Annotated in this window: 23 protein-coding genes and 2 tRNA genes; 10 read left to right on the forward strand and 15 right to left on the reverse strand. The window is 57.0% G+C overall.

Features of this window, described 5'->3' with window-relative positions:
- The first annotated feature begins 14 nt into the window (after positions 1-14).
- Positions 15-1,175 (forward strand): glucans biosynthesis protein MdoC, encoded by a 1,161-nt coding sequence (mdoC, locus tag AB1E37_RS15855; RefSeq protein ID WP_002898962.1) that lies wholly within the window; start codon positions 15-17, stop codon positions 1,173-1,175.
- Between the two features lie 34 nt (positions 1,176-1,209).
- On the opposite strand, the gene AB1E37_RS15860 is transcribed toward mdoC, so the two are convergent.
- From AB1E37_RS15860 to ghrA, 6 genes are all read right to left on the reverse strand, one after another.
- On the reverse strand, positions 1,210-1,803 hold the full coding sequence (locus AB1E37_RS15860) for a TetR/AcrR family transcriptional regulator (protein WP_004179313.1): 594 nt from the start codon (positions 1,801-1,803) through the stop codon (positions 1,210-1,212).
- 66 nt (positions 1,804-1,869) lie between these two features.
- Complete coding sequence (gene ymdB, locus AB1E37_RS15865; protein WP_020802678.1) at positions 1,870-2,397, reverse strand: O-acetyl-ADP-ribose deacetylase; 528 nt, start codon at positions 2,395-2,397, stop codon at positions 1,870-1,872.
- A 149-nt stretch (positions 2,398-2,546) separates the two neighbouring features.
- A complete protein-coding gene (locus AB1E37_RS15870) occupies positions 2,547-3,029 on the reverse strand; it encodes a DUF1097 domain-containing protein (RefSeq protein ID WP_002898950.1) in 483 nt (160 codons plus the stop codon).
- Between the two features lie 103 nt (positions 3,030-3,132).
- Positions 3,133-3,687, reverse strand: a complete 555-nt coding sequence (locus AB1E37_RS15875) for a molecular chaperone (protein ID WP_004140758.1) — start codon at positions 3,685-3,687, stop codon at positions 3,133-3,135.
- 22 nt (positions 3,688-3,709) lie between these two features.
- Positions 3,710-4,447, reverse strand: coding sequence for a phosphatase (locus AB1E37_RS15880; protein ID WP_009308394.1), 738 nt, complete (start codon positions 4,445-4,447; stop codon positions 3,710-3,712).
- An 88-nt stretch (positions 4,448-4,535) separates the two neighbouring features.
- Positions 4,536-5,474, reverse strand: a complete 939-nt coding sequence (gene ghrA, locus AB1E37_RS15885; RefSeq protein ID WP_023284934.1) for a glyoxylate/hydroxypyruvate reductase GhrA — start codon at positions 5,472-5,474, stop codon at positions 4,536-4,538.
- Between the two features lie 268 nt (positions 5,475-5,742).
- Here ghrA and AB1E37_RS15890 point away from each other — a divergent pair.
- The 3 genes from AB1E37_RS15890 (at position 5,743) to AB1E37_RS15900 (ending at position 7,889) form a co-directional block, all read left to right on the forward strand.
- Positions 5,743-5,830 (forward strand) — tRNA-Ser (locus tag AB1E37_RS15890).
- 528 nt (positions 5,831-6,358) lie between these two features.
- Positions 6,359-7,222: an arginase family protein gene (locus AB1E37_RS15895; protein ID WP_004176596.1), complete on the forward strand. Its 864-nt coding sequence runs from the start codon at positions 6,359-6,361 to the stop codon at positions 7,220-7,222.
- Between the two features lie 94 nt (positions 7,223-7,316).
- Positions 7,317-7,889, forward strand: coding sequence for a TetR/AcrR family transcriptional regulator (locus tag AB1E37_RS15900; RefSeq protein ID WP_004224069.1), 573 nt, complete (start codon positions 7,317-7,319; stop codon positions 7,887-7,889).
- Positions 7,890-8,078: 189 nt separating this feature from the next.
- Here AB1E37_RS15900 and AB1E37_RS15905 read toward each other — a convergent pair whose 3' ends face one another.
- Entirely contained in the window at positions 8,079-8,984 is a 906-nt protein-coding gene (locus AB1E37_RS15905; protein ID WP_020804646.1) for a LysR family transcriptional regulator, read from the reverse strand.
- A gap of 114 nt (positions 8,985-9,098) precedes the next feature.
- On the opposite strand from AB1E37_RS15905, the gene AB1E37_RS15910 reads away from it, so the two are divergent.
- From AB1E37_RS15910 to AB1E37_RS15920, 3 genes are all read left to right on the forward strand, one after another.
- A complete protein-coding gene (locus AB1E37_RS15910; RefSeq protein ID WP_004199757.1) occupies positions 9,099-9,959 on the forward strand; it encodes a pirin family protein in 861 nt (286 codons plus the stop codon).
- Positions 9,960-9,977: 18 nt separating this feature from the next.
- Positions 9,978-10,655 (forward strand): isochorismatase family protein, encoded by a 678-nt coding sequence (locus tag AB1E37_RS15915; RefSeq protein ID WP_002898927.1) that lies wholly within the window; start codon positions 9,978-9,980, stop codon positions 10,653-10,655.
- Between the two features lie 145 nt (positions 10,656-10,800).
- A tRNA-Ser gene (locus AB1E37_RS15920) sits at positions 10,801-10,888 on the forward strand.
- A gap of 409 nt (positions 10,889-11,297) precedes the next feature.
- Here AB1E37_RS15920 and AB1E37_RS15925 read toward each other — a convergent pair.
- The 5 genes from AB1E37_RS15925 to efeU all read right to left on the reverse strand — a co-directional run bounded on the left by AB1E37_RS15925 (position 11,298) and on the right by efeU (position 16,770).
- Positions 11,298-11,942: a DsbA family protein gene (locus AB1E37_RS15925; RefSeq protein ID WP_004183625.1), complete on the reverse strand. Its 645-nt coding sequence runs from the start codon at positions 11,940-11,942 to the stop codon at positions 11,298-11,300.
- Positions 11,943-12,179: 237 nt separating this feature from the next.
- On the reverse strand, positions 12,180-12,968 hold the full coding sequence (gene phoH, locus AB1E37_RS15930) for a phosphate starvation-inducible protein PhoH (RefSeq protein ID WP_002898923.1): 789 nt from the start codon (positions 12,966-12,968) through the stop codon (positions 12,180-12,182).
- 504 nt (positions 12,969-13,472) lie between these two features.
- Positions 13,473-14,756, reverse strand: coding sequence for an iron uptake transporter deferrochelatase/peroxidase subunit (gene efeB / locus AB1E37_RS15935; RefSeq protein ID WP_002898921.1), 1,284 nt, complete (start codon positions 14,754-14,756; stop codon positions 13,473-13,475).
- A gap of 4 nt (positions 14,757-14,760) precedes the next feature.
- Positions 14,761-15,888 (reverse strand): iron uptake system protein EfeO, encoded by a 1,128-nt coding sequence (efeO, locus tag AB1E37_RS15940; protein WP_004157740.1) that lies wholly within the window; start codon positions 15,886-15,888, stop codon positions 14,761-14,763.
- Between the two features lie 51 nt (positions 15,889-15,939).
- Entirely contained in the window at positions 15,940-16,770 is an 831-nt protein-coding gene (gene efeU, locus AB1E37_RS15945; protein ID WP_002898913.1) for an iron uptake transporter permease EfeU, read from the reverse strand.
- Positions 16,771-17,040: 270 nt separating this feature from the next.
- On the opposite strand from efeU, the gene AB1E37_RS15950 reads away from it, so the two are divergent.
- The gene (locus AB1E37_RS15950; RefSeq protein ID WP_002898911.1) at positions 17,041-18,225 is read left to right on the forward strand and encodes a NupC/NupG family nucleoside CNT transporter; all 1,185 of its coding nucleotides are present in this window, start codon (positions 17,041-17,043) and stop codon (positions 18,223-18,225) included.
- 31 nt (positions 18,226-18,256) lie between these two features.
- On the opposite strand, the gene AB1E37_RS15955 is transcribed toward AB1E37_RS15950, so the two are convergent.
- Positions 18,257-18,691: a DUF3574 domain-containing protein gene (locus AB1E37_RS15955; RefSeq protein WP_004150827.1), complete on the reverse strand. Its 435-nt coding sequence runs from the start codon at positions 18,689-18,691 to the stop codon at positions 18,257-18,259.
- Positions 18,692-18,825: 134 nt separating this feature from the next.
- Positions 18,826-20,334, reverse strand: coding sequence for a sodium/proline symporter PutP (gene putP, locus AB1E37_RS15960; RefSeq protein ID WP_004147889.1), 1,509 nt, complete (start codon positions 20,332-20,334; stop codon positions 18,826-18,828).
- Positions 20,335-20,755: 421 nt separating this feature from the next.
- On the opposite strand from putP, the gene putA reads away from it, so the two are divergent.
- Together putA and AB1E37_RS15970 are read left to right on the forward strand one after the other, a co-directional pair.
- Positions 20,756-24,718 carry a trifunctional transcriptional regulator/proline dehydrogenase/L-glutamate gamma-semialdehyde dehydrogenase gene (putA, locus tag AB1E37_RS15965; RefSeq protein WP_023282352.1) on the forward strand — a complete coding sequence of 1,321 codons (3,963 nt, stop codon included), beginning with the start codon at positions 20,756-20,758 and terminating at the stop codon, positions 24,716-24,718.
- Between the two features lie 185 nt (positions 24,719-24,903).
- Positions 24,904-25,299: a lysozyme inhibitor LprI family protein gene (locus AB1E37_RS15970; RefSeq protein WP_002898886.1), complete on the forward strand. Its 396-nt coding sequence runs from the start codon at positions 24,904-24,906 to the stop codon at positions 25,297-25,299.
- On the opposite strand, the gene rutR is transcribed toward AB1E37_RS15970, so the two are convergent.
- Complete coding sequence (gene rutR, locus AB1E37_RS15975; RefSeq protein ID WP_002898883.1) at positions 25,296-25,934, reverse strand: HTH-type transcriptional regulator RutR; 639 nt, start codon at positions 25,932-25,934, stop codon at positions 25,296-25,298. The two genes, AB1E37_RS15970 and rutR, sit on opposite strands and share 4 nt — an antisense overlap.
- Positions 25,935-26,050: the final 116 nt, after the last annotated feature.

Raw genomic sequence — 26,050 nt, forward strand, 5'->3', positions numbered from 1 at the left:
TTGTCGTGAATCGTATGAATAATACTCCGGTACAGCGTGAATATTTCTTCGACAGCATCCGCGCCTGGCTGATGCTGCTGGGGATCCCTTTCCACATTTCGCTGATCTATTCCAGCCACAGCTGGCATGTCAACAGCGCTGAGCCCTCGTGGTGGTTGACGCTGTTTAATGACTTCATCCATGCCTTCCGGATGCAGGTCTTTTTCGTCATCTCCGGCTATTTCTCCTACATGCTGTTCCTGCGCTACCCGTTGAAAAAGTGGTGGAAAGTGCGCGTCGAACGGGTCGGTATTCCGATGCTGACCGCTATCCCACTGCTGACGCTGCCGCAGTTTATTATGCTGCAGTACGTCAACGGCAAGGCGGAAAACTGGCACACCCTTTCCGGGTACGATAAATTTAACACCCTGGCGTGGGAGCTTATTTCCCACCTGTGGTTTTTACTGGTGCTGGTGGTGCTGACCTCGCTGGGCGTAGTGCTGTTTAAATGGCTGACGCGCCGCCCGGCAGGGGGTGCCTCAGCCTTTGGTGACACTGTCACTATGGGCCAGCTAACGATGATTTTCCTTGCGCTGGGGGTGCTTTACGCGCTGATCCGCCGATCGCTGTTCCTGATTTACCCGCCGCTGCTTAGCAATGGTCTGTTTAACTTTGTGGTGATGCAGACGCTGTTCTATCTTCCCTTCTTTGTGCTGGGGGCGCAGACCTTTATTAATCCGCGTCTGAAGGCGATGTTTACCACCCCGTCACCATGGTGCTGCGCAGCAGCGCTGCTGGGATTTATCGCCTACCGGCTGAACCAGCAGTACGGCTCCGGCGACGGCTGGATGTATGAAACGGAATCGGTGATCACCATGGTGCTTGGGCTGTGGATGGTCAATGTGGTCTTTTCGCTCGGCCATCGCCTGCTGAACTTCCAGTCGGCGCGCGTAACCTATTTCGTCAATGCTTCGCTGTTTATTTACCTGGTGCACCATCCGCTGACGCTGCTGTACGGGGCGTGGATCACCCCGGTCATTAAGTCCAATACCTTAGGCTTTATTGGCGGGTTGGTTTTTGTGGTGGGTATTGCCCTGATTCTGTATGAAATTCATCTGCGCATTCCGCTGCTGCGTTTCCTGTTCTCCGGTAAACCGATGAACAAACCGGCCAAAACCCCAGCCTCGGCCAGCTAACCATTAGCCTGTGCGGCACGCCAGGCGTGCCGTATTATGCCTGCTCGTCAAAAAGCCGGTCGAAAATCATATTGTACAGGGCTTCTAAATCTGCCTTATCGACCGGGGTGGAGGCGCTCAGCTCACAGCGGTAGGCTGCCCCCTCTGTCAGAACGGCGATGAGCTCTGATGCGGCATTGCGTCGCGCATCGCTGAGCCCGGGATGGTAGCGCTGCGACAGGCGACCGCCCTCCTCTTTCAACCGCCGATCGGCCTGCATCAGGATCTCACGCAAGCGTGGGTTACGCGAGGCCTCGGCATTGATCTCCATCAGCAGATAATTATCGCTTTTGGTGGCTGCCGACGTCGGGATCCTGCCGGCCAAAACCGCCGCTTTACGCGCCAGATTGTGGTTCTCATCGATCATCTCCCCGACTCTGGCGTTGACGATTTCGCTAACAATCGCTTCGATGATCGCTTCCTTGCTGGCAAAAATGCGATATAGCTGACCGACGCTCAGGCCCGCTTCCCGGGCGATATCGGCGACGGAAGCGCCGTGCAGCCCCTTTTCAGCGAAACATTTTTGCGCAGCGACAACGATCTCCGCGCGGCGCGCCTGCTGTTTCTGCTGGACTTTTCCTTCTGACACCCTGCTCCCTCCTGCTACCCATCATTCCCGTCAAGACTGGCGGTTATCATAGCCTATTCTGTTGAATCAGGGGTATGACGCCAGCAGGCGGCGATAAATAGACGCCGTTTCCTCGTCAAAACAGACGAACAGGACGCGCTCAAGAGGATTATAGCGAGTGAGAAACGCGGTGACGGTGCGCACGGCGATCGCCGCCGCTTCCTCTCTCGGATAGCCATACACGCCGGTGCTTATCGCCGGAAACGCAATGGAGCGATAGTTGTTTGCCGAGGCCAACTGCAGACTGTTTTTGTAAGCATCGGCCAGGGTTTGCGCCTCCATGCGGTCGCCGCCGTGCCAGACCGGGCCCACGGTGTGGATCACCGCGCTGGCCGGCAGATTGCCGGCAATAGTAATTACCGCATGCCCGGGAGGGCATTCGCCCTGCTGCTGCAGCACCTGCTTGCAAGCCGCCAGCAGCGCGGGACCGGCCGCCCGGTGGATGGCCCCGTCTACTCCGCCACCACCCAGCAGCGAGGGATTTGCCGCATTAACAATCACATCGACATCAAGTGTCGTAATATCGCCGAGAATTACCTCAGGTTTAACAGCCATTTCTCCTCCTGTCGGCATAGCGTGTGGATACGGCTTTCTGCCGATACTAGGGCATTCTCGCCTGCGGGAGCAAGATTATCGCTTTGTCCGGTGACGAGAAGATAAAAAAACAGGACCCGTAAGGTCCTGTTTTTTAGTCGTCCCGCCGATCAGGCGTTGTCGTTGGCGAACGATTTATGCTTATCCGCACGGGCCGCCAGCCACAGGCCACTATTTTTCATGGCATAGCCAAAGACCAGACCCAGCGCCAGGGAAGGGATCACCAGACGCCAGTCGCCGTCTGCCGCGAAGGTCGCGCAGGCGCCGATAAAGGTGCCCGGGACAAACGACAGTAGCGTCCGTCGCGCCTGAATGCACATCAGGAAGGCGACCACACCGGTCATCATATAGCTGAGGATCTGCACCTGTGGCGCCAGCGCGCTACCGTGGATAATCACTAACGCCCAGGCCACGCCGCTCATCACCGTGCAGGACGAGATGGCCAGCCCTTTCAAGCCGCCCTGCGGGCAGGCGAAATAGGCCGTACAGCCGAGGAATCCGGCCCAGCTCAGCAGGCCGAGAGCGACCGCCACCCACCCCCAAATCCCGGAGAGGATGCCTGTCGTTAATGCGATTGCGAAGAGTATGTTCATGGCGCGTATCCTAGCAGATACGCGCCGGAAGAATGCGATCTAAAACACAGTATATGAATGAACTTTATTTCAGTTTCATTCAAACAGTGATTTACATCACATATTATTGCTCATCTTCTTCCTGAAGCTCGTCCCACATCGCGGCGATGGCGTCGCGGGTCAACGGCGCCATGGTGCGCCAGAACGGCGTGTGCGCATGGGCTTCGACTTTCCCCAGCATCGTCCCGCACCACGGCAGGATATAGTCGGCGAACAGGAGCTCCAGCGTCTCGCTCTGGTCTTCTGCGGCATGATCCTCCAGCCAGGAGGCGGCCAGCAGCAGCGAGCCGAGATGATCCGCCGGACCTTCCCCTGTCGGGATGCCGTGTTCGCTCAGAAAAGCCCGAACTTCCGCTTCCGAGGAACCCTCCACCCACGCGCTACGGTACGGCGGGACGCTGCAGGCTTCACCGACGAACAGCGCATTATAGTCCGTCGCCAGGGACTGCATTTCACAGCTTTTCTGCAGACGCGCCAGCAGCTCGTCCTGCTCAAGCGGCCAGCTGGCGGCCAGTTTGCCCTCGCGGATCAGGGTAAACAGCGGCACCAGCAGCGGGTCCTGCGGTTGACGGTAATACAGCGAACCCAGCACGCGGCAGAGGATTGAAAACTCGTTCATTCAGTTATTCCAGTTATACAAATTAAAGGTCAGCAAATTCCGGGATCGCCGGCATACCCCGCGACTCGAGGAAGTTAAGCAGGCGACGCGGAGAAACGTTGAGGATCCTCTCCTCCGGGAAATCGACCGCATCAAGGATCTTGCGGCATTCGGTAAACTCCCCGAGGGTAAAGGCGGTGTGAGAGTCCGAGCCCAGCGCCACCCATCCCCCGGCATCACGCACTGCGGCGGCGATGGCCCGGCAGTTGTCTTCACTGCCCACGCGCGATGATACGAACGAGGAGTTATTAATCTCCAGCGCCACCTGGTAGCGAGCCGCCGCTTCGGCAATCGCCGGGATATCCACTGGGTATTTCGGATTACCCGGATGGCTAATCATATGCACTTTACCGCTGGCCATCGCGGCTATCATCGCCTGTGTATGGGTGTCACGATCCTGCGGCGGAAACACCGGCTCATGAAATCCGGCGATGATCAGATCGAGAGAAGTCAACATCGGTCCGGAACAGTCGATCTCGCCTTCAATATTTTTAATATTCGACTCAATACCGCGCAGGATCCCCACCCCGTCTACCAGGCGGGGCCAGATGCGCATATTAACGAAGTGCCAGTAGTGCGGAGCATCCGCCATGTCCGGGCCGTGGTCGGTGATGGCGAAGAGTTTGATCCCTTTACGCTTTGCTTCCGCAATATAATCGTGCAGGGTGCTGTAGGCATGGGTGCTGGCGACGGTATGCATGTGCAGGTCAACGGGATACATCACATTCTCCTCTTCTGTTTGCCGCAAGAATAGCAGGAAACCGGGCTATTGATTAGCAAAAACCCCGCCGTGGCGGGGTTCTCTCGTCTTAATAACCGCGCTGGCGGTCGACCTGACCGCTTACCGGCTCCCCTCGCTCAAGCCGGCTAATGGTCTCCGCAATGTAGGTGATAGCTTCCATTGGACGGGTCACTGCCGCCACATGGGGGGTCATGGCCACCCGCGGATGCACCCATAGCGGGCTCTCCTGCGGCAGCGGTTCGCGACTGAAGACATCGAGCATCGCCCCTTTGAGCTTACCGCTGTTCAGCGCCGCCAGCAGATCCTCTTCAACGACATGCACGCCACGAGCAAGGTTGAGGACATAGCTCTCATCAGGCAACTGCGCCAGCAGCGTCTGGTTAATAATGCCGGCGGTTTCGGCGGTATTCGGCAGCAGGTTGATCAGCACGCGAGTGCCCTGCAGGAATTCGCCCAGCTCGGCCTGGCCGGCGAAGCTCTGCACCTGCGGCCAGGATTTGCGGCTACGGCTCCAGACGCGAAGCGGGAACCCCCAGGGTTGCAGACTTTCCGCAACCTTCGCCCCCAGCACGCCGGCGCCCATAATCCCGACGGTGAATTCGTCGGCGCGGTACTCGGGCAGCGGCTGCCAGCGGGAAGCCAGCTTCAGCGCCTGATAGTCATCAAAGCGGCGGAACCAGTGGAGCACCTGGCTAACGGCATACTCCTGCATCTGCCGTCCCATACCGGTATCTTCGAGACGAAACAGCGGAATCGACAGCGGCAGCATATCCGGATGGTCGCGCAGCTTGCTGAGAATAGAGTCCACCCCTGCCCCGAGGGCGAACACGGCCTTCAGCGCCCGGCCCTGCAGCATCTCTACCGGCGGATGCCAGACCAGGGCATAGTCCGCCGGCCGGTTATCGCCCGCTTTCCACTCGCGCACCCGCGCGCCGGGTAACTGCTTTTCCAGCTCACAGATCCAGTATTGGGTATCAAAGGTCGGATGGTAAAAAATAATCTCCATAGGGGCTCCTGATAGCAGACGCCTTTGGCCGATTGACGCTGGCGTCTTATTTTACTCATTGTTTTCTATTGGTTTGCCAGCATAACAAATTTCCCCCGAGCGAAAAGGGAAAAGCTACTGGCGACAAAAAAAACGGATTTCGCACGTTTAAGGAGCAAGTTGCTCGAAGTTTGTCTAAACGCGCTTTTTTTGCAAAAAGTTGATTGACGGGCGATACGTATTTCCCTACATTAGCGCCCGTTCCCGACAACAACGGGAAAGACAATATGGTGAGGTGTCCGAGTGGCTGAAGGAGCACGCCTGGAAAGTGTGTATACGGCAACGTATCGGGGGTTCGAATCCCCCCCTCACCGCCATATTCGAGATGAGAGCCTGTACGAAAGTACGGGCTCTTTTCTTTTATATTCTCCACAGGGGGGGATGAGAACCCCCGACCGGGGTTCGACAACTGGCGCAGCCAGTTGGACAGACCGCGCACGCAGTAAGCGGGCTGCCCCGCAGGGGCGAGCGAAGCGAGTCAATCCCCCCCCTCACCGCCATATTTTAAGAAGAGCTCGTACGCTAGTACGGGCTTTTTTTTCGCATGTGGCACCCGCCGGGGGGATGAGAACCCCCGACCAGGGTTCGACAACTGACCACAGACATTACGCAGTATTGTCAAAGCCAGACTCTTCTTCACACGATTAACAGCGCAGCGAAGATGTTCGCCAACACTATCCCTCTTCCGCTTTGAGCCACCCGGCATAACGAAAATCATATCGCTCCGGATGGTGTACGTTATGCATTAACGAAAAGTGCTTTGTTACTTGCGTATCGACCGTAATTCAATGTAAAAGCGAATGAACGTTCATTCATTTTAGCACATGACAACACAGAAGGTACCAATGACTAGCAAAACACTGCGACTTATATTTCCTCAATGGCAAGGCGGTAACAATCCTCCCTACTATCTTGGCTCGCAGCTCCTCTCGTTTCTCTCTCCTGAAGCAAAAGGGCCCGTTGAGATCGTTCCTGTTGAGTTACCAACAACAGAGCCATTGCCAAGGATTAATGACATCACGGCTAAGCCATCCCTCATCAGGCAACTCAATAATGCTGCCGCACTGATTGAAAAACATGATCCCAATAGCATTGTCATTTTAGGCGGAGACTGCCTGGTTTCGCTGGCGCCTTTCGCCCACCTGCTCGATAAGTTCGGAGACAAACTCGGTGTGCTCTGGATTGACTCGCATCCTGACGTGCAGACGGCTGAACAATATCCAAACGCGCATGCCCATGTGCTTGGTGCGCTAATGGGTACGGGTGATAACGATTTAGTTGCCCATGTAAAAACCAAACTTAATCCGTCAAAAATAATGATTGCGGGTATCCACGCGCCACTTCCTTATGAAGCTGAATACCTCACTCGCCATAACATTACGACGCTAGCACCTGAACAGGTTAAAAGCGGTGCAGATGAAGTCCTGGAGTGGATAGCGAAAGAAAAGATTGCGTATCTGGCGATCCATATCGATCTGGACGTACTCGACCCATCTCTGTTCCGCTCCATTCTTTTTGCAAAACCGGGGCGCGGAAAACACGATTTTGGCGACGTTGCTGAAGGCAAACTGACGATTGAGGATGTACTCAATCTGATAGCGGCAGCGACGACAAAAGCAGTCCCCGTTGGCCTGACAATCGCTGAACATTTGCCCTGGGACATGCTGAATCTCAAGAACATGCTCAGTGAATTACCCCTTCTAAAGTAAGACGAAATCCAGGAGCCAGACGACAGAGTTTAGCTCTGGCTCCTTGCATAAAAGCGCGTTAAAGTCTGGACACCGAATTTACCAAGATGCCGATATGTTAAAAAAAACCGAAACCTACCATAAGTTGATTACGGCTGCTGCTGCCTGCTTTGCGGAAAAAGGCTTTAGTGCGACAAGCGTACGTGAAATCTCTACCCGGGCAGGAATTAGTCAAGGAGCAATGTATACGTATTTCAAAAGTAAGGATGAGCTTGTTAAGGCTATTGTACTGGAAGAACAGAACTCCGCGCTGACTGCCCATAATGCGACCTATGCAGGCTCTTATTTTGATCGCCTTTGTGCACAAGTCACGTCCTGTATTAGCGAGATCGGTTACCCTATCACGCATCAACTTTGGGTTGAAATCATGGCTGAGTCTGCGCGTAATCCAGAACTGCGAAAAACGTATATCTCCAGTGATGACATCATGCGGAAAAGCTTCGCGCGGCTCATCCAGGAGGGTATCGCTGCCGGAGAGTTTCGCCGTGATATTAACCTTGAAGAAATCACGATCATTATTTTTGCCCTTATTGACGGTTTAATCGCTCGTCAGGCAATAAACACGACCTTCTCATTCAAGGATGATCTGCCAATGTTTTTTGACGTTATGGCAAAATTGCTTAAATAATACCAGACGGTCATAGTAAAACGATGTATCGAAAAAACCAGAGGTTGCTTATAACAGCCAACGCTCTCAAGCGGCAAACGACTCACACAGTGAGCAATCTTTCACGAGCCTACGCGATTGCGAAGAGTGCGTGAAAAAGTACGGACGCTTTTCACATATGAGTTCCGGCAAAAAACCTCTGCCTACCCATCAATCTTCCTCCATCCGCTGATACTCTTCGCTGAGGTAGTCCACCAGCGCCCTGACGGAGGGCAGCAGCCCGCGCCGTGAGGCAAATACCGCATGGATCACTTCCCGCCGCGGCTGCCACTCGTCCAGAACCACCTCTAATTTCCCTGACGCCAGCTGATCGCGCACCATTAATAAAGGAAGCTGCACCACGCCTACGCCGGCCATCGCCGCCTCGCGCAGCGCCAGCATATCGGTGGTCACCATTCGCGGCGTGAAATACACTTCCGCTCTCGCTCCCCCGGGCCCGGTGAGCTGCCATTTATGCTGATGCTTGTTCGCACCCAGGCTGAGCCCCGGCCAGGCGCTCAGCTCGGACGGTGCCTGCGGACGTCCGAGCCGGGAAATGAGATCCGGGCTGGCCACCAGTCGGTGCCCGCGGTCCGCCAGCACACGCATCACCAGGTCGCTATCCTCGATGGGCCGGGGACGGACGCGGATCGCCACATCAATGCCCTCCCCGACCACATCCACCCGGCGGTTGGTCGCCTCAAGATGCAGCGTTACCCCAGGATAGCGCGCCATAAATCGCGCCAGCATCGGTCCGATATGGACATGCAGCAAGGTGACCGGACAGGTGATCCTGACGCTACCGCGCGGCTCGGCGCGCAGCGTCTCGACCGCCTGCTGCGCCGCCTCGGCCTCAATCAGCATCGCTTTGCAATGCTGATAAAAGGTCTGCCCGACCTCGGTGACCGCGAACTGACGGGTGGTTCGCTGAATCAAACGCACGCCCAACCGCTCCTCGAGTTGCGCAATGCGGCGGCTGAGTTTGGATTTCGGCTGGTCAAGCGCTCGCCCCGCCGCGGCGAAACCGCCATGGTCTACCACCTGGACAAACCAGGCGAAGTCATTGAGATCCTGCATCCTTCCTCCATTGTTCCATTTTTGGAACAGTATAGGTCATTTTTGCTCACTACCGCATACGTCGTCCCGGATATAAGCTTATTTACATCAGATACCGATACACAGGAGAAAGCCATGAAACAGATCACAGGAGTCTACACCGCGCCTGCGCAGCATTGGGTAGGCGACGGCTTCCCGGTTCGCTCGATGTTTTCCTATCAGACGCACGGCCAGCAGCTGAGCCCCTTCTTACTGCTCGACTATGCCGGGCCGTACACCTTCCCGGCGGGCAGCGAAAAACGCGGCGTCGGTGAGCATCCGCATCGCGGATTTGAAACCGTCACCATCGTCTACGCCGGTGAAGTAGAGCATCGTGACTCCACCGGACGCGGCGGGGTGATTGGTCCAGGCGACGTGCAGTGGATGACGGCGGGCGCCGGGATCCTGCACGAAGAGTTCCACTCGGAGGCCTTCACCCGCAGCGGCGGCGAGCTGAAGATGATCCAGCTGTGGGTCAACCTGCCCGCGAAAGACAAAATGGCGACCCCCGGCTACCAGAGCATTACCGCTGGGACGATCCCCACCGTGGCGCTGGCGAACGGCGCCGGACAGGTTCGGGTTATTGCCGGCCAGTATGACGACGTCAGCGGCCCGGCCCATACCTTCTCACCGCTTAACGTGTGGGATCTGCAGCTGAATCAGGGGCACGACCTCACGCTGCGCCAACCGGAGGGCTGGAGTACCGCGCTGGTGGTGCTGGAAGGGGAAGTGATCATTAACGGTTCCGAATCTGCTCGCGAAGGCCAGCTGGCCGTCCTGAGCCAGGCAGGTGACGCAGTGCATCTGGAGGCGACCGCCCCGGCAAAAGTTCTGCTGATGGCCGGAGAACCGCTACAGGAGCCGATTGTGGGCTATGGCCCGTTTGTCATGAATAACAAAACGCAGATCGCAGAAGCTGTACGCGATTTTAACAGCGGCCGCTTTGGCCAAATCTAACTGATTGAGGTGAATACTATGTCTACTCCCGCTAACTTTAACGGTGCTCGTCCGGTGATTGATGTTAACGATACCGCAATGCTGTTGATTGACCATCAGAGCGGTCTGTTCCAGACCGTCGGCGATATGCCGATGCCAGAGCTGCGCGCTCGCGCCGCCGCGCTGGCCAAGATGGCGTCGCTTGCCGGGATCCCGGTGATCACGACCGCCTCCGTGCCGCAGGGGCCGAACGGCCCGCTGATCCCGGAGATTCATGAAAACGCGCCGCATGCGAAATACATCGCCCGTAAAGGTGAGATTAACGCCTGGGATAACCCGGAATTCGTCGCCGCGGTGAAAGCGACCGGTCGTAAAACGCTGATTATCGCCGGGACCATCACCAGCGTCTGCATGGCCTTCCCGGCTATCGCCGCTGTCGCCGACGGTTATAAAGTGTTTGCCGTGATTGACGCTTCCGGCACCTACAGCAAAATGGCGCAGGAGATCACCCTGGCTCGCGTGGTACAGGCCGGCGTAGTGCCAATGGATACCGCCGCCGTCGCCTCTGAGCTGCAGCGCACCTGGAATCGCCCGGACGCCGCAGAATGGGCGGAGGTGTACACCAAAGTCTTCCCGGCCTACCAGCTGCTGATCGAAAGCTACAGCAAAGCGCAGGACGTCGTGAAGAATAACGAACAGCTGGATTCCCAGCGCTAAAACGCCCGCCCCGCTGAGCCGCAGCGGGGCATTGTTCATTGCGTGAGCGAACGGCAAAGAAAGAAGAAAATATGCTTGACCGTTTTAACGCAACTCCCTATAGTAGCGCCCCGTTGCCCACCCAAGGTGAGCAGCAAGACAATATGGTGAGGTGTCCGAGTGGCTGAAGGAGCACGCCTGGAAAGTGTGTATACGGCAACGTATCGGGGGTTCGAATCCCCCCCTCACCGCCATATTCGAGATGAGAGCCTGTACGCAAGTACGGGCTCTTTTCTTTTATATTCTCCGCAGGGGGGGATGAGAACCCCCGACCGGGGTTCGACAACTGGCGCAGCCAGTTGGACAGACCGCGCACGCAGTAAGCGGGCTGCCCCGACAAAAACGCCGGGAGCGTTTTTGAACAACGCCTGCGTTGGCCCCGCAGGGGCGAGGCCCAGGGATGGGCCGAGTAACGGCGAGCGAAGCGAGTCAATCCCCTCTCACCGCCATATTTTAAGAAGAGCTCGTACGCAAGTACGGGCTTTTTTTCGCATGTGGCACCCGCCGGGGGGGAATGAGAACCCCCGACCGGGGTTCGACGAGTGGCAACGCCATCCGGACAGAACGAAAAAGACAAACCTAATGATACTTTCTCACTTCGTGTTACAGGGGCTTGTTAAGCAAAAATAAAACCAGATTAGCCATATCCTCTGCATAGGTATCATAGTCATCTTGCGCGAGTGATGCATTGTTAATATGATATTTTCCTGAAACATAAAAAGAAGGCGTACCATGCACTTTCATTTTTTCGACCAGATTATCCTGTCTGGCAATTAAAGCTTTTACCATAAAGTTACTTTGCATTTCCGCATATTTCTCTGACGTAATGCCAAGTTGATTAAACACCTTAACAATATCAGCTGCCGTTTTAATATCACGCTTAACCTGTAAACCCTCAAACAATAACTTTTCCACCTTGCCATCTACCCCAGCATATTGTGCTACGGCCCATGCTTCTGTTAATGCTGGTCCTAAAGGCCCCATCTGGCTGACATGGTATTTTTCCAGTTTCATATCGTCGGGCAGGCGCTTTCTGATAGCTGTATCAACATTGATGCGCTCTGCAAACGCATAACAAGGTCCACAGTAGAAGGAAAAAAACTCAACCAGTGGCGGCGGTTGCTTAACAGTAGAATGAATAACAGTGAAGTTTTTCCCTGCCTGATAATCTTTACTATAAGCAGCGGATGACAACCCCACCATCAAAATAGTAATTAATAACTTGATAACTTTCCCATGTACGACCATTGTGCTTCCCTTACAAGTATCCATACAATTAAATGAGTAAAACGGCGTAAGACGAAAGAAATTATTAGAAAGGCGCTTATGTATAGCAAAGCAGATATTCTTGTATTACAGAGAAGAAATTCTATCACATACAGCGATGGATCCCTCAAAACAGAAATTTTATCCGCACTTCAGACTGTCGCAAGGATCAAAACAACAAAGCCCGGGCTAGCCCGGGCCTTACTCACAGTATGACGATTAATAATAGGCTTTCAGCGTCCGCTGGCAGAGAGCCGAGCGCACGCAGTCATCGGTGGTGAAACGCACAATGCCGATCATCTCGTCTTCCTCAAAACGCGCCAGCGCATCGCTCAGGCCAGATCTCACGCCAGAGGGCAAGTCGCACTGGGTGATATCGCCATTGACGATGACCGTCACGTTCTCCCCGAGGCGGGTTAAAAACATCTTCATTTGCGCTGCGGTCACGTTCTGGGCCTCGTCCAGAATCACCACCGCATTTTCAAAGGTACGTCCGCGCATATAGGCGAACGGCGCGATTTCCACCTTGCCGATTTCCGGACGCAGGCAGTACTGCATAAAGGAAGCCCCCAGCCTTTTCACCAGCACATCGTAAACCGGTCGGAAATAGGGAGCGAACTTCTCGGCGATATCTCCCGGTAAGAAGCCGAGATCTTCGTCGGCCTGCAGAACGGGACGGGTAACAATAATTCTGTCCACATCCTTATGGATCAGGGCTTCAGCTGCCTTCGCCGCACTGATCCAGGTCTTGCCGCATCCAGCTTCGCCGGTAGCGAAAATCAGCTGCTTATTGTCGATGGCATTCAAATAATGCGCCTGAGCCTCATTGCGCGCCTCAATTGGGGAAGTATCACGGCTGTCCCGCGCCATGCCAATTGCTTCTACGCCACTCATTTGCACAAGCGATGTGACCGATTCTTCTTCACGCTGCTTATGGCTGCGTGAATCCCGTCTCAGCACACGTTTTGCTTCACGACGAGCTTTGATCACTGCTTTTTGTCTTCCCATGGATAGCACCTTGCGTTGTTGGTTTACATCACACGCGTCAACATCGACACGACTATGCGCACGAACGATTGAGGTTTGGCTTCCTTGTAAGCCATTGCTTGCCGGTAGAACTGACAACGAGTCGCGGCTACGCGCACCGCGTACCCTGCCAAGGTTGTAATAATGCGAAGCGGAGAGAGAAAGAGTAAGAAAATCGCTGCCGGAAGCGGGGCTTCCGTGCTGAAGAGTACGGTCTGAGGTTTTACGTTGTCCGGTACGGGACCTTACCATTCGCGATCTCCATAGTGAAACGTCACACTGCCGGGAACTACCGCGTATGTAATAAGTACATCAAAAAAGATTCTTAATGCAACTTATTTTTCACAATGACGCAACAAATAGTTCTTAAGCAAGTGTAGGAGACTATCGGTCATTTGTATTACAGAAATATAACACATGGCAGGAAATATAAGAAAAATGAGAAAAACAGCAGAAAACGCCCTACCCTTACGGGCAGGGTCGGTATCAGGCCTGCAGCAGCGACTCTCCCAGATAGTGTTTATCATCCACTACGCCGGGTAAAACAAAGAAGTAGCCCCCGCCGATCGGTTTGACATACTCCTCCAGCGCCTCGCCGTTAAGTCGTTTCTGCACCGTCAGAAAACCCTTTTCCAGATCGTGCTGATAGCAAACGAATAACAGCCCCATATCCAGTTGTCCGGCGTTAGTAACCCCCAGCGAATAGCTGTAGCCGCGGCGCATCATCAGGCTGGACTGGGTTTCCGGCGTGCGGGGATTGGCCAGACGAATATGGCTATCCAGCGCAATGACTTCGCCGTTAGGATCTTTACTGTAATCCGGGGTATCGTGTTCGTTTTTCATCCCCAGCGGCGCACCGGTGTGCTTGTCGCGACCAAAGATCGTCTGCTGCTCCTTGAGCGGCGTCCGATCCCAGAACTCCACGTGAAACTGGATAATTCGCGCCGCCTGATAGCTGCCGCCCACGGTCCAGGCCGGCTCGTCCTGATCGGCTGTCACCCACACTACCTTATCCATCAACGCGCTGTCGTGGCTCGCCGGGTTAGCGGTGCCGTCCTTAAACCCCAACAGGTTGATAGGGGTCTCTTTGCCTTTGCTGCGCGCCGCGCTGTCGGAGATAAACCCTTCCCGTTTCCAGCGCACGCTGAGCAGATCCGGCGTATGTTTGATGACATCACGCAGGGCGTGGATCACCGTATCCTGAGTATTGGCGCAGATCTGCAGCAGCAGGTCGCCATGGCACAGCGCGGCATCCAGCGAATCGTTGGGGAAGCGGGTCATCGGCTGCAGCTTTTTCGGTGCTTTATCCGCCAGGCCAAAGCGCTCATCAAATAGCGAATGGCCGACCGAGACGGTGATGGTCAGGTTATCTGGCGCAATCCACGGCCCCAGGATGCCGGAATCCATCGGCGGCAGCCGCGGATTCGGCGTGTCCGGCGCCGGGCCGCCCTGGGTTAAAAAGGCGATACGCTGGGTCAGCAGTCGAAACAGCCGCTCGAGGTCGGCTTTATCAGCCGCCAGCACATCGAAGGCCACCAGCATCATCGAAGCCTGCTGCGGCGTCAGAATGCCCGCCTGATGCCGGCCATAGAATGGCTGCTTTTCCTGGCGCGCGTCGGGTGTGAGCGTCCCCGGGGAACTTTCCGCTTTTGCCGCATGCGCTACCGGGCAGCCGCCGGTGATGGCCAGCGCGCCGCCAAGCGCGCCGATCCCTTTCAGTAAGCGACGACGTGACGGCTCGTTCACGTCGTGGGGTTTCTGCTGTGCCATCGACTTAGTCCAGCCCCAGGATCCCGCGCAGCTGAGCCAGATCTTCCGCCAGGGTGGTGATCGGCCCTTTCAGCGCATTACGGTCGGCGGTGGTCAGCTTATCGTAGGTCTCGAAACCGTCTTTGGTGCGATATTTGCTGAGGATGCTGTCCACTTTCTTAAAGTTGGCGTCCACTTTCGCCAGCAGCGCGCTGTTCTCTTTTTGCAGCTGCGGGCGCAGCAGGTCGACAATTTTCTGCGCGCCGTCAATGTTGGCCTGGAAGTCCCACAGATCGGTATGGCTGTAGCGATCTTCTTCACCGCTGATCTTGCTGGCCGCGACTTCCTCAATTAATCCTGCCGCGCCGCCCACGACTTTTGACGGCGGGAACGCCAGCTCGCTGATACGCTTTTGCAGCTCCAGCACATCGCTGTTCAGCTGATCGGCATATTTTTCCATCCCCTTGACGCTGTTATCGCCAAACAGCGCTTTTTCCAGACGGTGGAAACCGGTAAATTTCGGATCTTCCGCTTTTTTCTCGAAGTCGTCTTCGCGGGCGTCGATGCTGCCGTCAAGGTCAGAGAACAGCTCGGCAATGGGCTCGATGCGCTCGTAATGCTGACGCGTCGGGGCGTACAGCGCTTTCGCTTTTTCGATATCGCCGGCTTTCACCGCGTCGGTAAAGGCTTTGGTGCCGCTAACCAGCTGCGCGGTTTCCGCCGTCACATAGGCTTTATAGGCGGTGATCGCGTCGCCGAGGCTCAGCACCGCATCCGCTTTCGCCGCGTCTTTGGTGGCGGCGCCGGTGACGATCAGTTTGCCTTTCGGGTTGGTGAGCAGGCCACAGGTCATGTCATATTCGCCCGGCTGCAGGTTCGCGGTGAGCTTCTGAGTAAAGCCCGGAGCGATGTTTTCGCGCTCTTCCACCACCATCACCCCTTTCAGAATCTCCCACTCCAGCGCTTTCTGGCTGTGGTTCTGAATAATAAACTGGGTTTTACCCGCGTTAACGGTCACCTGCATCGGCTCGCACTGCTTGTCGTTGACGGTGACTTTGACCTGCGGGATATCCGCAGCCTGAGCACCGAATGCAGAGCTGAGCAGCGCGGCCACGGTCACCCGCAGCGCATTACGGCGAAAATGAATCATCATGATCATCCCTTTCGGTAAGTAGAGTGTCGCTTATAAGCTCGCAGCGCCCGGTCAGGCAGCCCGCGAGGCAGTGGTATTATTCCGCGGCGGCAGGGCAAACAGCACCAGCGCCGGGATCAGATAAAGCAGATAGACAGCCACTTCGCTGACGCTCGGCGTCTCCTGATAGCCGAAGATCCCTTCCAGCAGCGTGCCGAACAGCGTATGCGTCGACAGCACGTTGCTCAGATCGAAGGCGGTATCCTGGAACAGGTTCCACAGGCCCGCCTCGTGGAAGGCGCGGATCGCCCCCGCGGCCAGGCCAGCGGCCACCAGCAGAATAAACAGGCTGGTCCATTTGAAGAACACGCCAAGGTTAAGGCGGATACCGCCCCAGTAGATCAGGAAGCCCAGCACGATAGCGGTGGCCAGACCCAGCAGCGCCCCCAGCGGCGGCCAGATGCCGACATCCTGCTGGAAGGCCGCCAGCAGAAAGAAGACCGACTCCAGCCCCTCACGGGCGACCGCGAAAAAGACCATCATCACCAGCGCCCAGCCGTGGTGATTACCGCGCTGCAGCGCCTTGTCCACGGCCTGCTCCAGCTGCTGCTTGACGTTGCGTGAGACATTGCGCATCCAGAAGACCATCCACGTCAGGATCACCACCGCAATGACCGCGACGATCCCTTCGAACAGCTCCTGTTCACGCTGAGGAAATTCACCGGTGGTTTCGTTGATAAAAATGCCTAAGCCAAGACACAGCGCCGCCGCGAGGATCACGCCAATCCACATCACGCCAATCCAGTTGCCGCGCTGGGTGCGTTTCAGATAGCTGGCGATCAGGCTGACAATCAGCGCCGCCTCCAGGCCTTCGCGTAACATAATGAGAAATGGGACAAACATGCCAATACCCTTAAATGTAAAGCACCGTCAACGAATGCAAAAACAGGTAATATTTATGATAGTGATTATCATTACAATGCTCAGAAACACAAGCGAAATGTGCAGAGAATGATGATCAGTTGTAAATAAATCGCTGACAAATAATGACTTATGAAAATATTCGCCTGTTATGAAGGGAAAGAATAAGCAAAGGATTTTTTACGCCAGATATTTACCCGCCCTAGCGGCTATGGCTAAATGGCGGCCTTATTGACTTGCGAAAAGAACAACATGACTGCATTTTTTCATTTCCTGCTGGCGCTGGCGGTGATCCTCGCCCTGGCCTGGCTTGTCAGCTACGACAGACAAAAAATTCGTATTCGTTATATTCTCCAGTTGATTATTATCGAAATAGCGCTCGCTTTCTTTTTCCTGCACGCCGAAAGCGGCCTGTGGCTGGTAAAAAATATTTCCGGCTTTTTTGCTTCGCTGTTAGGCTTTGCCGCCGAAGGGACCAATTTCGTCTTTGGCGGCATGAGCGAAAAAGGCTTAGCCTTTATTTTCCTGGGCGTCCTGTGTCCGATTGTGTTTATTTCCGCGCTGATTGGTATTCTCCAGCACTGGCGGATCCTGCCGATTTTTATTCGCGTGATTGGCACCCTGCTGTCGAAAGTAAACGGCATGGGTAAGCTGGAATCTTTCAACGCGGTCAGCTCGCTGATCCTCGGCCAGTCGGAGAACTTCATTGCCTACAAGGGCGTACTGGGCGACCTCTCCTCACGGCGACTGTTCACTATGGCGGCGACGGCCATGTCGACCGTATCGCTGTCGATTGTCGGCGCCTATATGACCATGCTGGACGCCAAATATGTCGTCGCAGCGCTGATCCTCAATATGTTCAGCACCTTTATCGTGCTGTCGGTAATTAACCCGACGCGGCCGGGCAGCGAGCAGGAAATAAAACTCGAGAAGCTGCATGAATCGCAGAGTTTCTTTGAAATGCTCGGGGAATATATTCTGGCCGGCTTTAAAGTGGCGATGATTATTCTGGCGATGCTGATCGGTTTTATCGCCCTGATCAGCGCCATTAACGCGCTATTCGCCACCCTGTTTGGTCTCAGCTTCCAGCAGATCCTCGGCTACGTCTTTTATCCGCTGGCGTGGCTTATCGGCATCCCGCTGAGCGATGCGCTAAACGCCGGCAGCATCATGGCCACCAAACTGGTCGCTAACGAATTTGTGGCGATGATTGAGCTGCAAAAGATTGCCGCCAGCATGACCCCTCGCGGGCTCGGCATTCTCTCGGTATTCCTGGTGTCGTTTGCCAACTTTGCCTCGATCGGCATTATCGCCGGGGCGATCAAAGGCCTGAATGAACCGCAGGGCAATATCGTCTCCCGCTTCGGCCTGCGGCTGGTGTATAGCGCCACGCTGGTGAGCCTGCTTTCCGCCAGCTTCGCCGGGCTGGTGCTGTAAAACAAACGGCGGGGCTGCCCCCGCCGTTTACTCAGAACTGCACGCAGACCGGCTGGTCGACACGCATCACCGACTCCTGCGCGAAGCGTGATTTATAGCCCTGGCGCAGAGCCTCAATACCCGCCTCGCTCTGCGCGTCATGCCCATGGATCACCATCAGCGCCTTGCTCTGCTCCCGCACCACCTGACCATTCTGGCCAAGCCACTGGCCGTGGGCATCAAACACCGTCAGCCCGTCGCGAAAGCGCGGCGTGACGTCACGGTCGACAAACTGTTGCCACTCTTCAGCGGTGATGTCTTTCCCCGCCGGGCGGCTCAGACCGAAGTAAAGCGTGGTTTGCACCATGGACTTATCCGCCGGGCAGACGCCGGGCTTCGGCGCGCTGGTCGATGAACTTCCACCCGCCACGCAGCCGCTGAGTAACCCTGCCAGCACCAGCGCCATTGCACCCTGTCTGAACGTCATCTTTGCTATCCTCATTGTTATTAGTCAGGAAATATCAGCGGATTTTCAGATAATTAGCAAGGGTTATAATATTCCGGCACGGCACCAGGCAATAAAAAGCCCGCCAGCGGCGGGCTCGTGAGCATTAGATGATCTTACTCAGCCGTGGCGCGTACCGGCGGCGGCGTATGGTAGTGGGCATCCGCTTCGGCAAAGCGCTGCTGCATGCTGGCCGACGGCGCTTTATCCAGCAGGCTAAAGACCACAATCCCGATGCTGCCGAAGACAAAGCCCGGAATGATTTCATACAGGCCCAGCCAGCCAAACTGCTTCCAGACGATCACGGTCAGGGCGCCAATCACCATCCCGGCCAGCGCGCCGTTACGGGTCATGCGCGACCACATTACCGAGAACAGGACCACCGGGCCAAAGGCGGCGCCGAAGCCAGCCCAGGCGTAGCTCACCAGACCCAGCACGCGGTTTTCCGGATTGGCCGCCAGGGCAATGGCCACCAGGGCAACCACCAGCACCATCATACGGCCCACCCACACCAGCTCTTTCTGACCGGCGTTTTTCCGCAGGAAGGCTTTATACAGGTCTTCGGTAATTGCGCTCGAGCAGACCAGCAGCTGACAGCTCAGGGTGGACATCACCGCCGCCAGAATCGCCGACAGCAGGATCCCGGCAATCCACGGGTTAAACAGGATTTGCGCCAGTTCGATAAACACGCGCTCGGCGTTCTGGTTAACCGCGCCCGCCAGGCTCGGGTTGTTATTGAAGTAGGCGATGCCAAAGAAGCCGACGGCCACCGCCCCGCCGAGGCAGAGGATCATCCAGGTCATACTAATGCGACGTGCGTGAACGATGCTGTGGTGCGAATCCGCCGCCATAAAGCGCGCCAGAATATGCGGCTGACCGAAATAACCCAGCCCCCAGCCCATCAGCGAGATAATCGCCACGAAGTTCAGCCCTTTCAGCATGTCGATATTTTCGATGCTCTTCTGCTTAATCACTTCCAGCGAATCGCCAAAGCCGCCGACGGAAATAATCACGATCACCGGGGTGAGGATCAGCGCGAAAATCATCAGGCTGGCCTGCACGGTATCGGTCCAGCTAACCGCGAGGAAGCCGCCGACGAAGGTATAGATAATCGTCGCCGCCGCCCCGGCCCACAGTGCGGTTTCATAACTCATGCCGAAGGTGCTTTCAAACAGACGCGCCCCCGCGACAATTCCTGAAGCGCAATAGATGGTAAAGAACAGCAGAATAACCAGCGCCGAAATAATTCTCAGCACCCGGCTTTTATCTTCAAAACGGCCGGTAAAATAATCGGGCAGCGTCAGGGCGTTATTATTCACCTCGGTATGCACGCGCAGGCGACCGGCCACCAGCTTCCAGTTAATCCACGCCCCCAGCGTTAAGCCAATGGCGATCCAGCTTTCGGAAATCCCGGAGAGAAAAATCGCCCCTGGCAGGCCCATCAGCAGCCAGCCGCTCATATCCGACGCCCCTGCGGAAAGCGCGGTCACAAATGGCCCCAGACTCCTTCCCCCGAGAATATAATCATCGAAGTTTTTGGTCGAACGCCAGGCAATAAACCCTATCAATACCATACCAAAAATATAAACAATAAATGTCACCAGCATCGGTGTGCTAATAGCCATGCAAAGTCTCCAGAATTTTTATCGACAGCGTCCAACTTCGTCGTTTTTTTCCACTACCGGAACGGGGTAATGGCGCATTGTTTAATTGGGCGACCGTATCCTGACGGAAGCTTCGGTTTTTCACAAACGATTTAACACAGCATTTACACGAAAAACCGACGGCGCAAAACGTCAATTTGTTAGAGGTTGCACTCTCTCACGTTTTTAAAGGTTGCACCAAACAAAAGTGTTAACTCACGCATACAAATACCCTATGAGCCCGGGGTTAAATTTCTGCTATTTTAGGGGTTATTTTTAACAAATTAGCCATTTCACGGCTTCCGTCACAAGCCACAATTAACAAGGTTGCACAAAGTTGCAACATAGTGGATATTTCCATGCAACCGCATAAGCCTAACGATAAATGACAGGAGTTTTGAGCATGGGCACCACCACCATGGGTGTTAAGCTTGACGACGCAACCCGCGAGCGCATTAAATCCGCCGCGAGCCGTATTGACCGCACGCCGCACTGGCTGATTAAGCAGGCCATCTTTAATTATCTGGAAAAACTGGAGAACGACGAGACGCTGCCTGAGCTGCCGGCCCTGCTCTCCGGGGCCGCCAACGAAAGCGATGACGCCAGCGAACCAACGGAAGAGCCCTATCAGCCGTTCCTCGAATTCGCCGAGCAGATCCTGCCGCAGTCGGTGAGCCGCGCGGCGATCACCGCCGCCTGGCGACGTCCGGAAACCGACGCGGTACCGATGCTGCTGGAGCAGGCCCGTCTGCCGCAGCCGCTGGGCGAACAGGCGCACAAGCTGGCGTATCAGCTGGCGGAAAAACTGCGCAACCAGAAAACCGCCAGCGGCCGCGCCGGTATGGTGCAGAGCCTGCTGCAGGAGTTCTCCCTCTCTTCACAGGAAGGGGTGGCGCTGATGTGCCTGGCGGAAGCCCTGCTGCGTATTCCGGATAAAGCCACCCGCGATGCGCTGATCCGCGACAAAATCAGCAACGGCAACTGGCAGTCGCACATCGGCCGCAGCCCGTCGCTGTTCGTCAACGCCGCCACCTGGGGGCTGCTGTTCACCGGAAAACTGGTGTCGACCCATAACGAGACCAGCCTCTCCCGCTCCCTGAACCGCATCATCGGCAAGAGCGGCGAACCGCTGATCCGCAAAGGCGTGGATATGGCGATGCGCCTGATGGGCGAGCAGTTCGTCACCGGGGAAACCATCGCCGAAGCGCTGGCCAACGCCCGCAAGCTGGAAGAAAAAGGGTTCCGCTACTCCTACGATATGCTCGGCGAAGCCGCCCTGACCGCCGCTGACGCCCAGGCCTATATGGTCTCTTATCAGCAGGCGATTCATGCCATCGGCAAAGCCTCCAACGGCCGCGGCATTTATGAAGGTCCGGGTATCTCCATTAAGCTCTCCGCGCTGCACCCGCGCTACAGCCGCGCGCAGTATGACCGGGTGATGGAAGAGCTTTACCCGCGGCTGAAATCGCTGACCCTGCTGGCGCGCCAGTATGACATCGGCATCAATATTGACGCCGAAGAGGCAGACCGTCTGGAGATCTCCCTCGACCTGCTGGAAAAACTGTGCTTCGAGCCGGAACTGGCCGGCTGGAACGGGATTGGCTTCGTGATTCAGGCCTACCAGAAGCGCTGTCCGTTTGTCATTGATTACCTGATTGACCTCGCCACCCGCAGCCGCCGTCGCCTGATGATCCGTCTGGTGAAAGGCGCCTACTGGGATAGCGAAATTAAACGCGCGCAGATGGAAGGTCTCGAAGGCTATCCGGTATACACCCGCAAGGTTTACACCGACGTCTCCTACCTCGCCTGCGCGAAGAAGCTGCTGGCGGTGCCGAACCTGATTTACCCGCAGTTCGCCACCCATAACGCCCATACTCTGGCGGCTATCTACCAGCTGGCGGGCCAGAACTACTACCCGGGCCAGTATGAGTTCCAGTGCCTGCACGGCATGGGCGAACCGCTGTACGAGCAGGTGGTGGGCAAGGTCGCCGACGGCAAACTGAATCGGCCGTGCCGCATCTACGCCCCGGTGGGCACCCACGAGACGCTGCTGGCGTATCTGGTGCGCCGTCTGCTGGAAAACGGCGCCAATACCTCTTTCGTCAACCGTATCGCGGACAATACCCTGCCGCTGGACGAGCTGGTGGCCGACCCGGTCAGCGCGGTAGAAAAACTGGCGCAGCAGGAAGGCCAGGCCGGCCTGCCGCATCCGAAAATCCCGCTGCCGCGCGATCTCTACGGCAGCGGCCGGAGCAACTCCGCCGGTCTCGATCTGGCGAACGAGCACCGTCTGGCCTCCCTCTCCTCTTCCCTGCTCAACAGCGCGCTGCATAAATGGCAGGCATTGCCGATGCTGGAGCAGCCGGTGGCCGAAGGCGAAATGCAGCCGGTGGTTAACCCGGCAGAGCCGAAAGATATCGTCGGCTACGTCCGCGAAGCCAGCGACGCTGAAGTGCAGCAGGCGCTGACCAGCGCTATCAACAATGCGCCGATCTGGTTCGCCACTCCGCCGCAGGAGCGCGCCGCCATTCTTGAGCGCGCCGCGGTGCTGATGGAAAGCCAAATGCCGACCCTGATGGGGATCCTGGTGCGCGAGGCGGGTAAAACCTTCAGCAACGCCATCGCTGAAGTGCGCGAAGCCGTTGACTTCCTGCACTATTACGCCGGCCAGGTGCGCGACGATTTCGATAATGAAACTCACCGCCCGCTGGGTCCGGTGGTCTGTATCAGCCCGTGGAACTTCCCGCTGGCGATCTTCACCGGCCAGATTGCCGCCGCGCTGGCGGCCGGCAACAGCGTGCTGGCGAAACCTGCCGAGCAGACGCCGCTTATCGCCGCCCAGGGCGTGGCGATTCTGCTGGAAGCCGGCGTGCCGCCGGGCGTTATTCAACTGCTGCCGGGTCGCGGGGAGACCGTGGGCGCCGCGCTAACCACCGATGAGCGCGTACGCGGCGTGATGTTCACCGGCTCCACCGAAGTGGCCACCCTGCTGCAGCGCAATATCGCCAGCCGCCTCGATCCCCAGGGCCGCCCGACGCCGCTGATCGCCGAAACCGGCGGGATGAACGCGATGATCGTCGATTCGTCGGCGCTCACCGAGCAGGTAGTGATCGACGTGCTGGCTTCCGCGTTCGACAGCGCTGGTCAGCGCTGCTCCGCCCTGCGCGTGCTTTGCCTGCAGGAAGAGGTCGCCGATCACACCTTAACCATGCTGCGCGGCGCCATGAGCGAGTGCCGGATGGGCAATCCGGGGCGCCTGACCACCGATATCGGTCCGGTTATCGATGCGGAAGCGAAAGAGAATATCGAACGCCATATTCAGGCGATGCGCGCCAAAGGCCGCACCGTCTACCAGGCGGTGCGCGAGAATAGCGAAGACGCCCGCGAATGGCGTCACGGGACCTTCGTGCCGCCGACGCTTATCGAGCTCGACAGCTTCGACGAGCTGAAAAAAGAGGTCTTCGGCCCGGTACTGCACGTGGTGCGCTATAACCGTAACGAGCTGGACAAACTGGTCGAGCAGATTAACGCCTCTGGCTACGGCCTGACCCTTGGCGTGCATACCCGTATCGACGAAACCATCGCCCAGGTCACCGGCAGCGCCAAGGTGGGCAACCTGTACGTCAACCGCAATATGGTTGGCGCGGTGGTCGGCGTGCAGCCGTTCGGCGGCGAAGGGTTGTCAGGTACCGGTCCGAAAGCCGGCGGTCCGCTGTATCTGTACCGTCTGCTCTCCAGCCGTCCGCAGGACGCGGTTGGCGTGACCTTCGCCCGCCAGGATGCGGAGCGTCCGCTGGACGCCCAGCTGAAAACGCTGCTGGAAAAACCGCTGCAGGCGCTGCAGCAGTGGGCCGCGGGCCGTCCTGAGCTGCAGGCGCTGTGCCAGCAGTACAGCGAGCAGGCGCAAAGCGGCACTCAACGCCTGCTGCCGGGGCCAACCGGCGAGCGCAACACCCTGACGCTGATGCCGCGCGAGCGCGTGCTGTGCGTAGCGGATAACGAACAGGATGCGCTGATCCAGCTGGCGGCTGTGCTGGCGGTGGGTTGTGAAGTACTGTGGCCGGACAGCGCCCTGCAGCGCGATCTGGCGAAGAAACTGCCGCGGGAGGTCAGCGAGCGAATTCGCTTTGCCAAAGCGGAGCAGTTGCCTGGCCAGGCCTTCGACGCGGTTATCTACCACGGCGATTCCGACCAGCTGCGCGAGCTGTGCGAGCAGGTGGCGGCGCGCGACGGGGCGATTGTCTCCGTGCAGGGCTTCGCCCGCGGCGAAACCAATCTGCTGCTGGAGCGGCTGTATATCGAGCGTTCGCTGAGCGTTAACACCGCGGCGGCAGGCGGTAACGCCAGCCTGATGACCATCGGCTAAAACGGGCTCCCCGGTGGCGCTGCGCTTACCGGGGCTACCTACCACCGCCAAAGGGTAGCCCGGATAAGGCGCTGTGCGCCGCCATCCGGGCAATCAGTCTGCGCTGCGATCAGCTAATGACAGCCGACGTCAGCTGTGTTTAATTAAGGCTCCCGGACGGGAGCCTTTTTTATGGGAGCAGAACAATGAAACGCACGTTATTTGCCGTGATGGCCCTGCTGGCCAGCGGCGCGGCGCTGGCGGACGAGTGCAGCAGCGCCAACACCCAAACCGAAATGAATCAGTGCGCGGCTGCGCAGTATCAGGCGGCCGATAAAAAACTGAACGACACCTGGCAGCAGGCCCTGCAGCGGGCGGTGGGTAAACAACAAACATTACTGAAGCAGGCGCAGCAGGCATGGATCGCCTTACGCGACGCCGACTGCGCCTTTCTCGCGTCCGGCGCCGAAGGCGGCAGCATGCAGCCAATGCTGGTCAGCCAGTGCATGACCGATAAGAGCGTGGAGCGGGAGTCTTTCCTCGCCTCGCTGCTACAGTGCGAGGATGGCGATCAAAGCTGCCCGCTGCCGCCCGCCAATTAACGGACGCGAATGCCTTCGATAATCATCCGCTGGACATTATCGACCGTTTGTTCAAAAAAGGCCGCATCCTGCAGCGTGGCGCCGGTGACCGCCTCCACCTGGGTGGCGAAGTCGGCGTAATGCTGGGTGGTAGCCCAGATCATAAAGATTAAATGCTGTGGATCGACCGGCGCCAGCTTGCCGCGGTCGATCCAGCCGGAGACTATCGCCGATTTTTCGTCGACCAGCGCTTTCAGATCCCCGGTCAGTTCGCCCATCAGCAGCGGCGCCCCCTGCAGCATCTCGAGGCAGAAGAGCTTCGAGGCCTGGGGGTGATCGCGGGACACCTCCAGCTTCAGGCGAATATATTCGCGGATCGCCACCAGCGGGCTGATATCCTCACGAAAGGCCTTCAGCGGCGCCAGCCAGATGGCGAGGATCTGCTGCAGGACAGCCACATACAGCGCCTCTTTCGAAGGGTAGTAATAGAGCAGATTGGTTTTCGATACCCCGGCGCGCTCAGCCACCTGCTCCAGCCGCGTACCGTGAATACCAAATTGCGAAAATGCCTCCAGCGCGGCGGCCAGGATGGCCTCCTTTTTGGCGCTGACCGCTTGTGAACGTTTGCCGCTTTTCTTCACCGCGCCCTGTGCCATACATCCTCTCCTTCAGTTGACGCCACCAGCATAGCAAAAGCCCTGCGCCGACACGACCCCATGCACCCTGATTGCGCATGACTGCCGTTTTTTCGTGCACTGATTTTGACCATCCA

The organism is Klebsiella sp. Shm-1 (assembly GCF_040804525.1).
GTDB lineage: Bacteria > Pseudomonadota > Gammaproteobacteria > Enterobacterales > Enterobacteriaceae > Klebsiella > Klebsiella pneumoniae.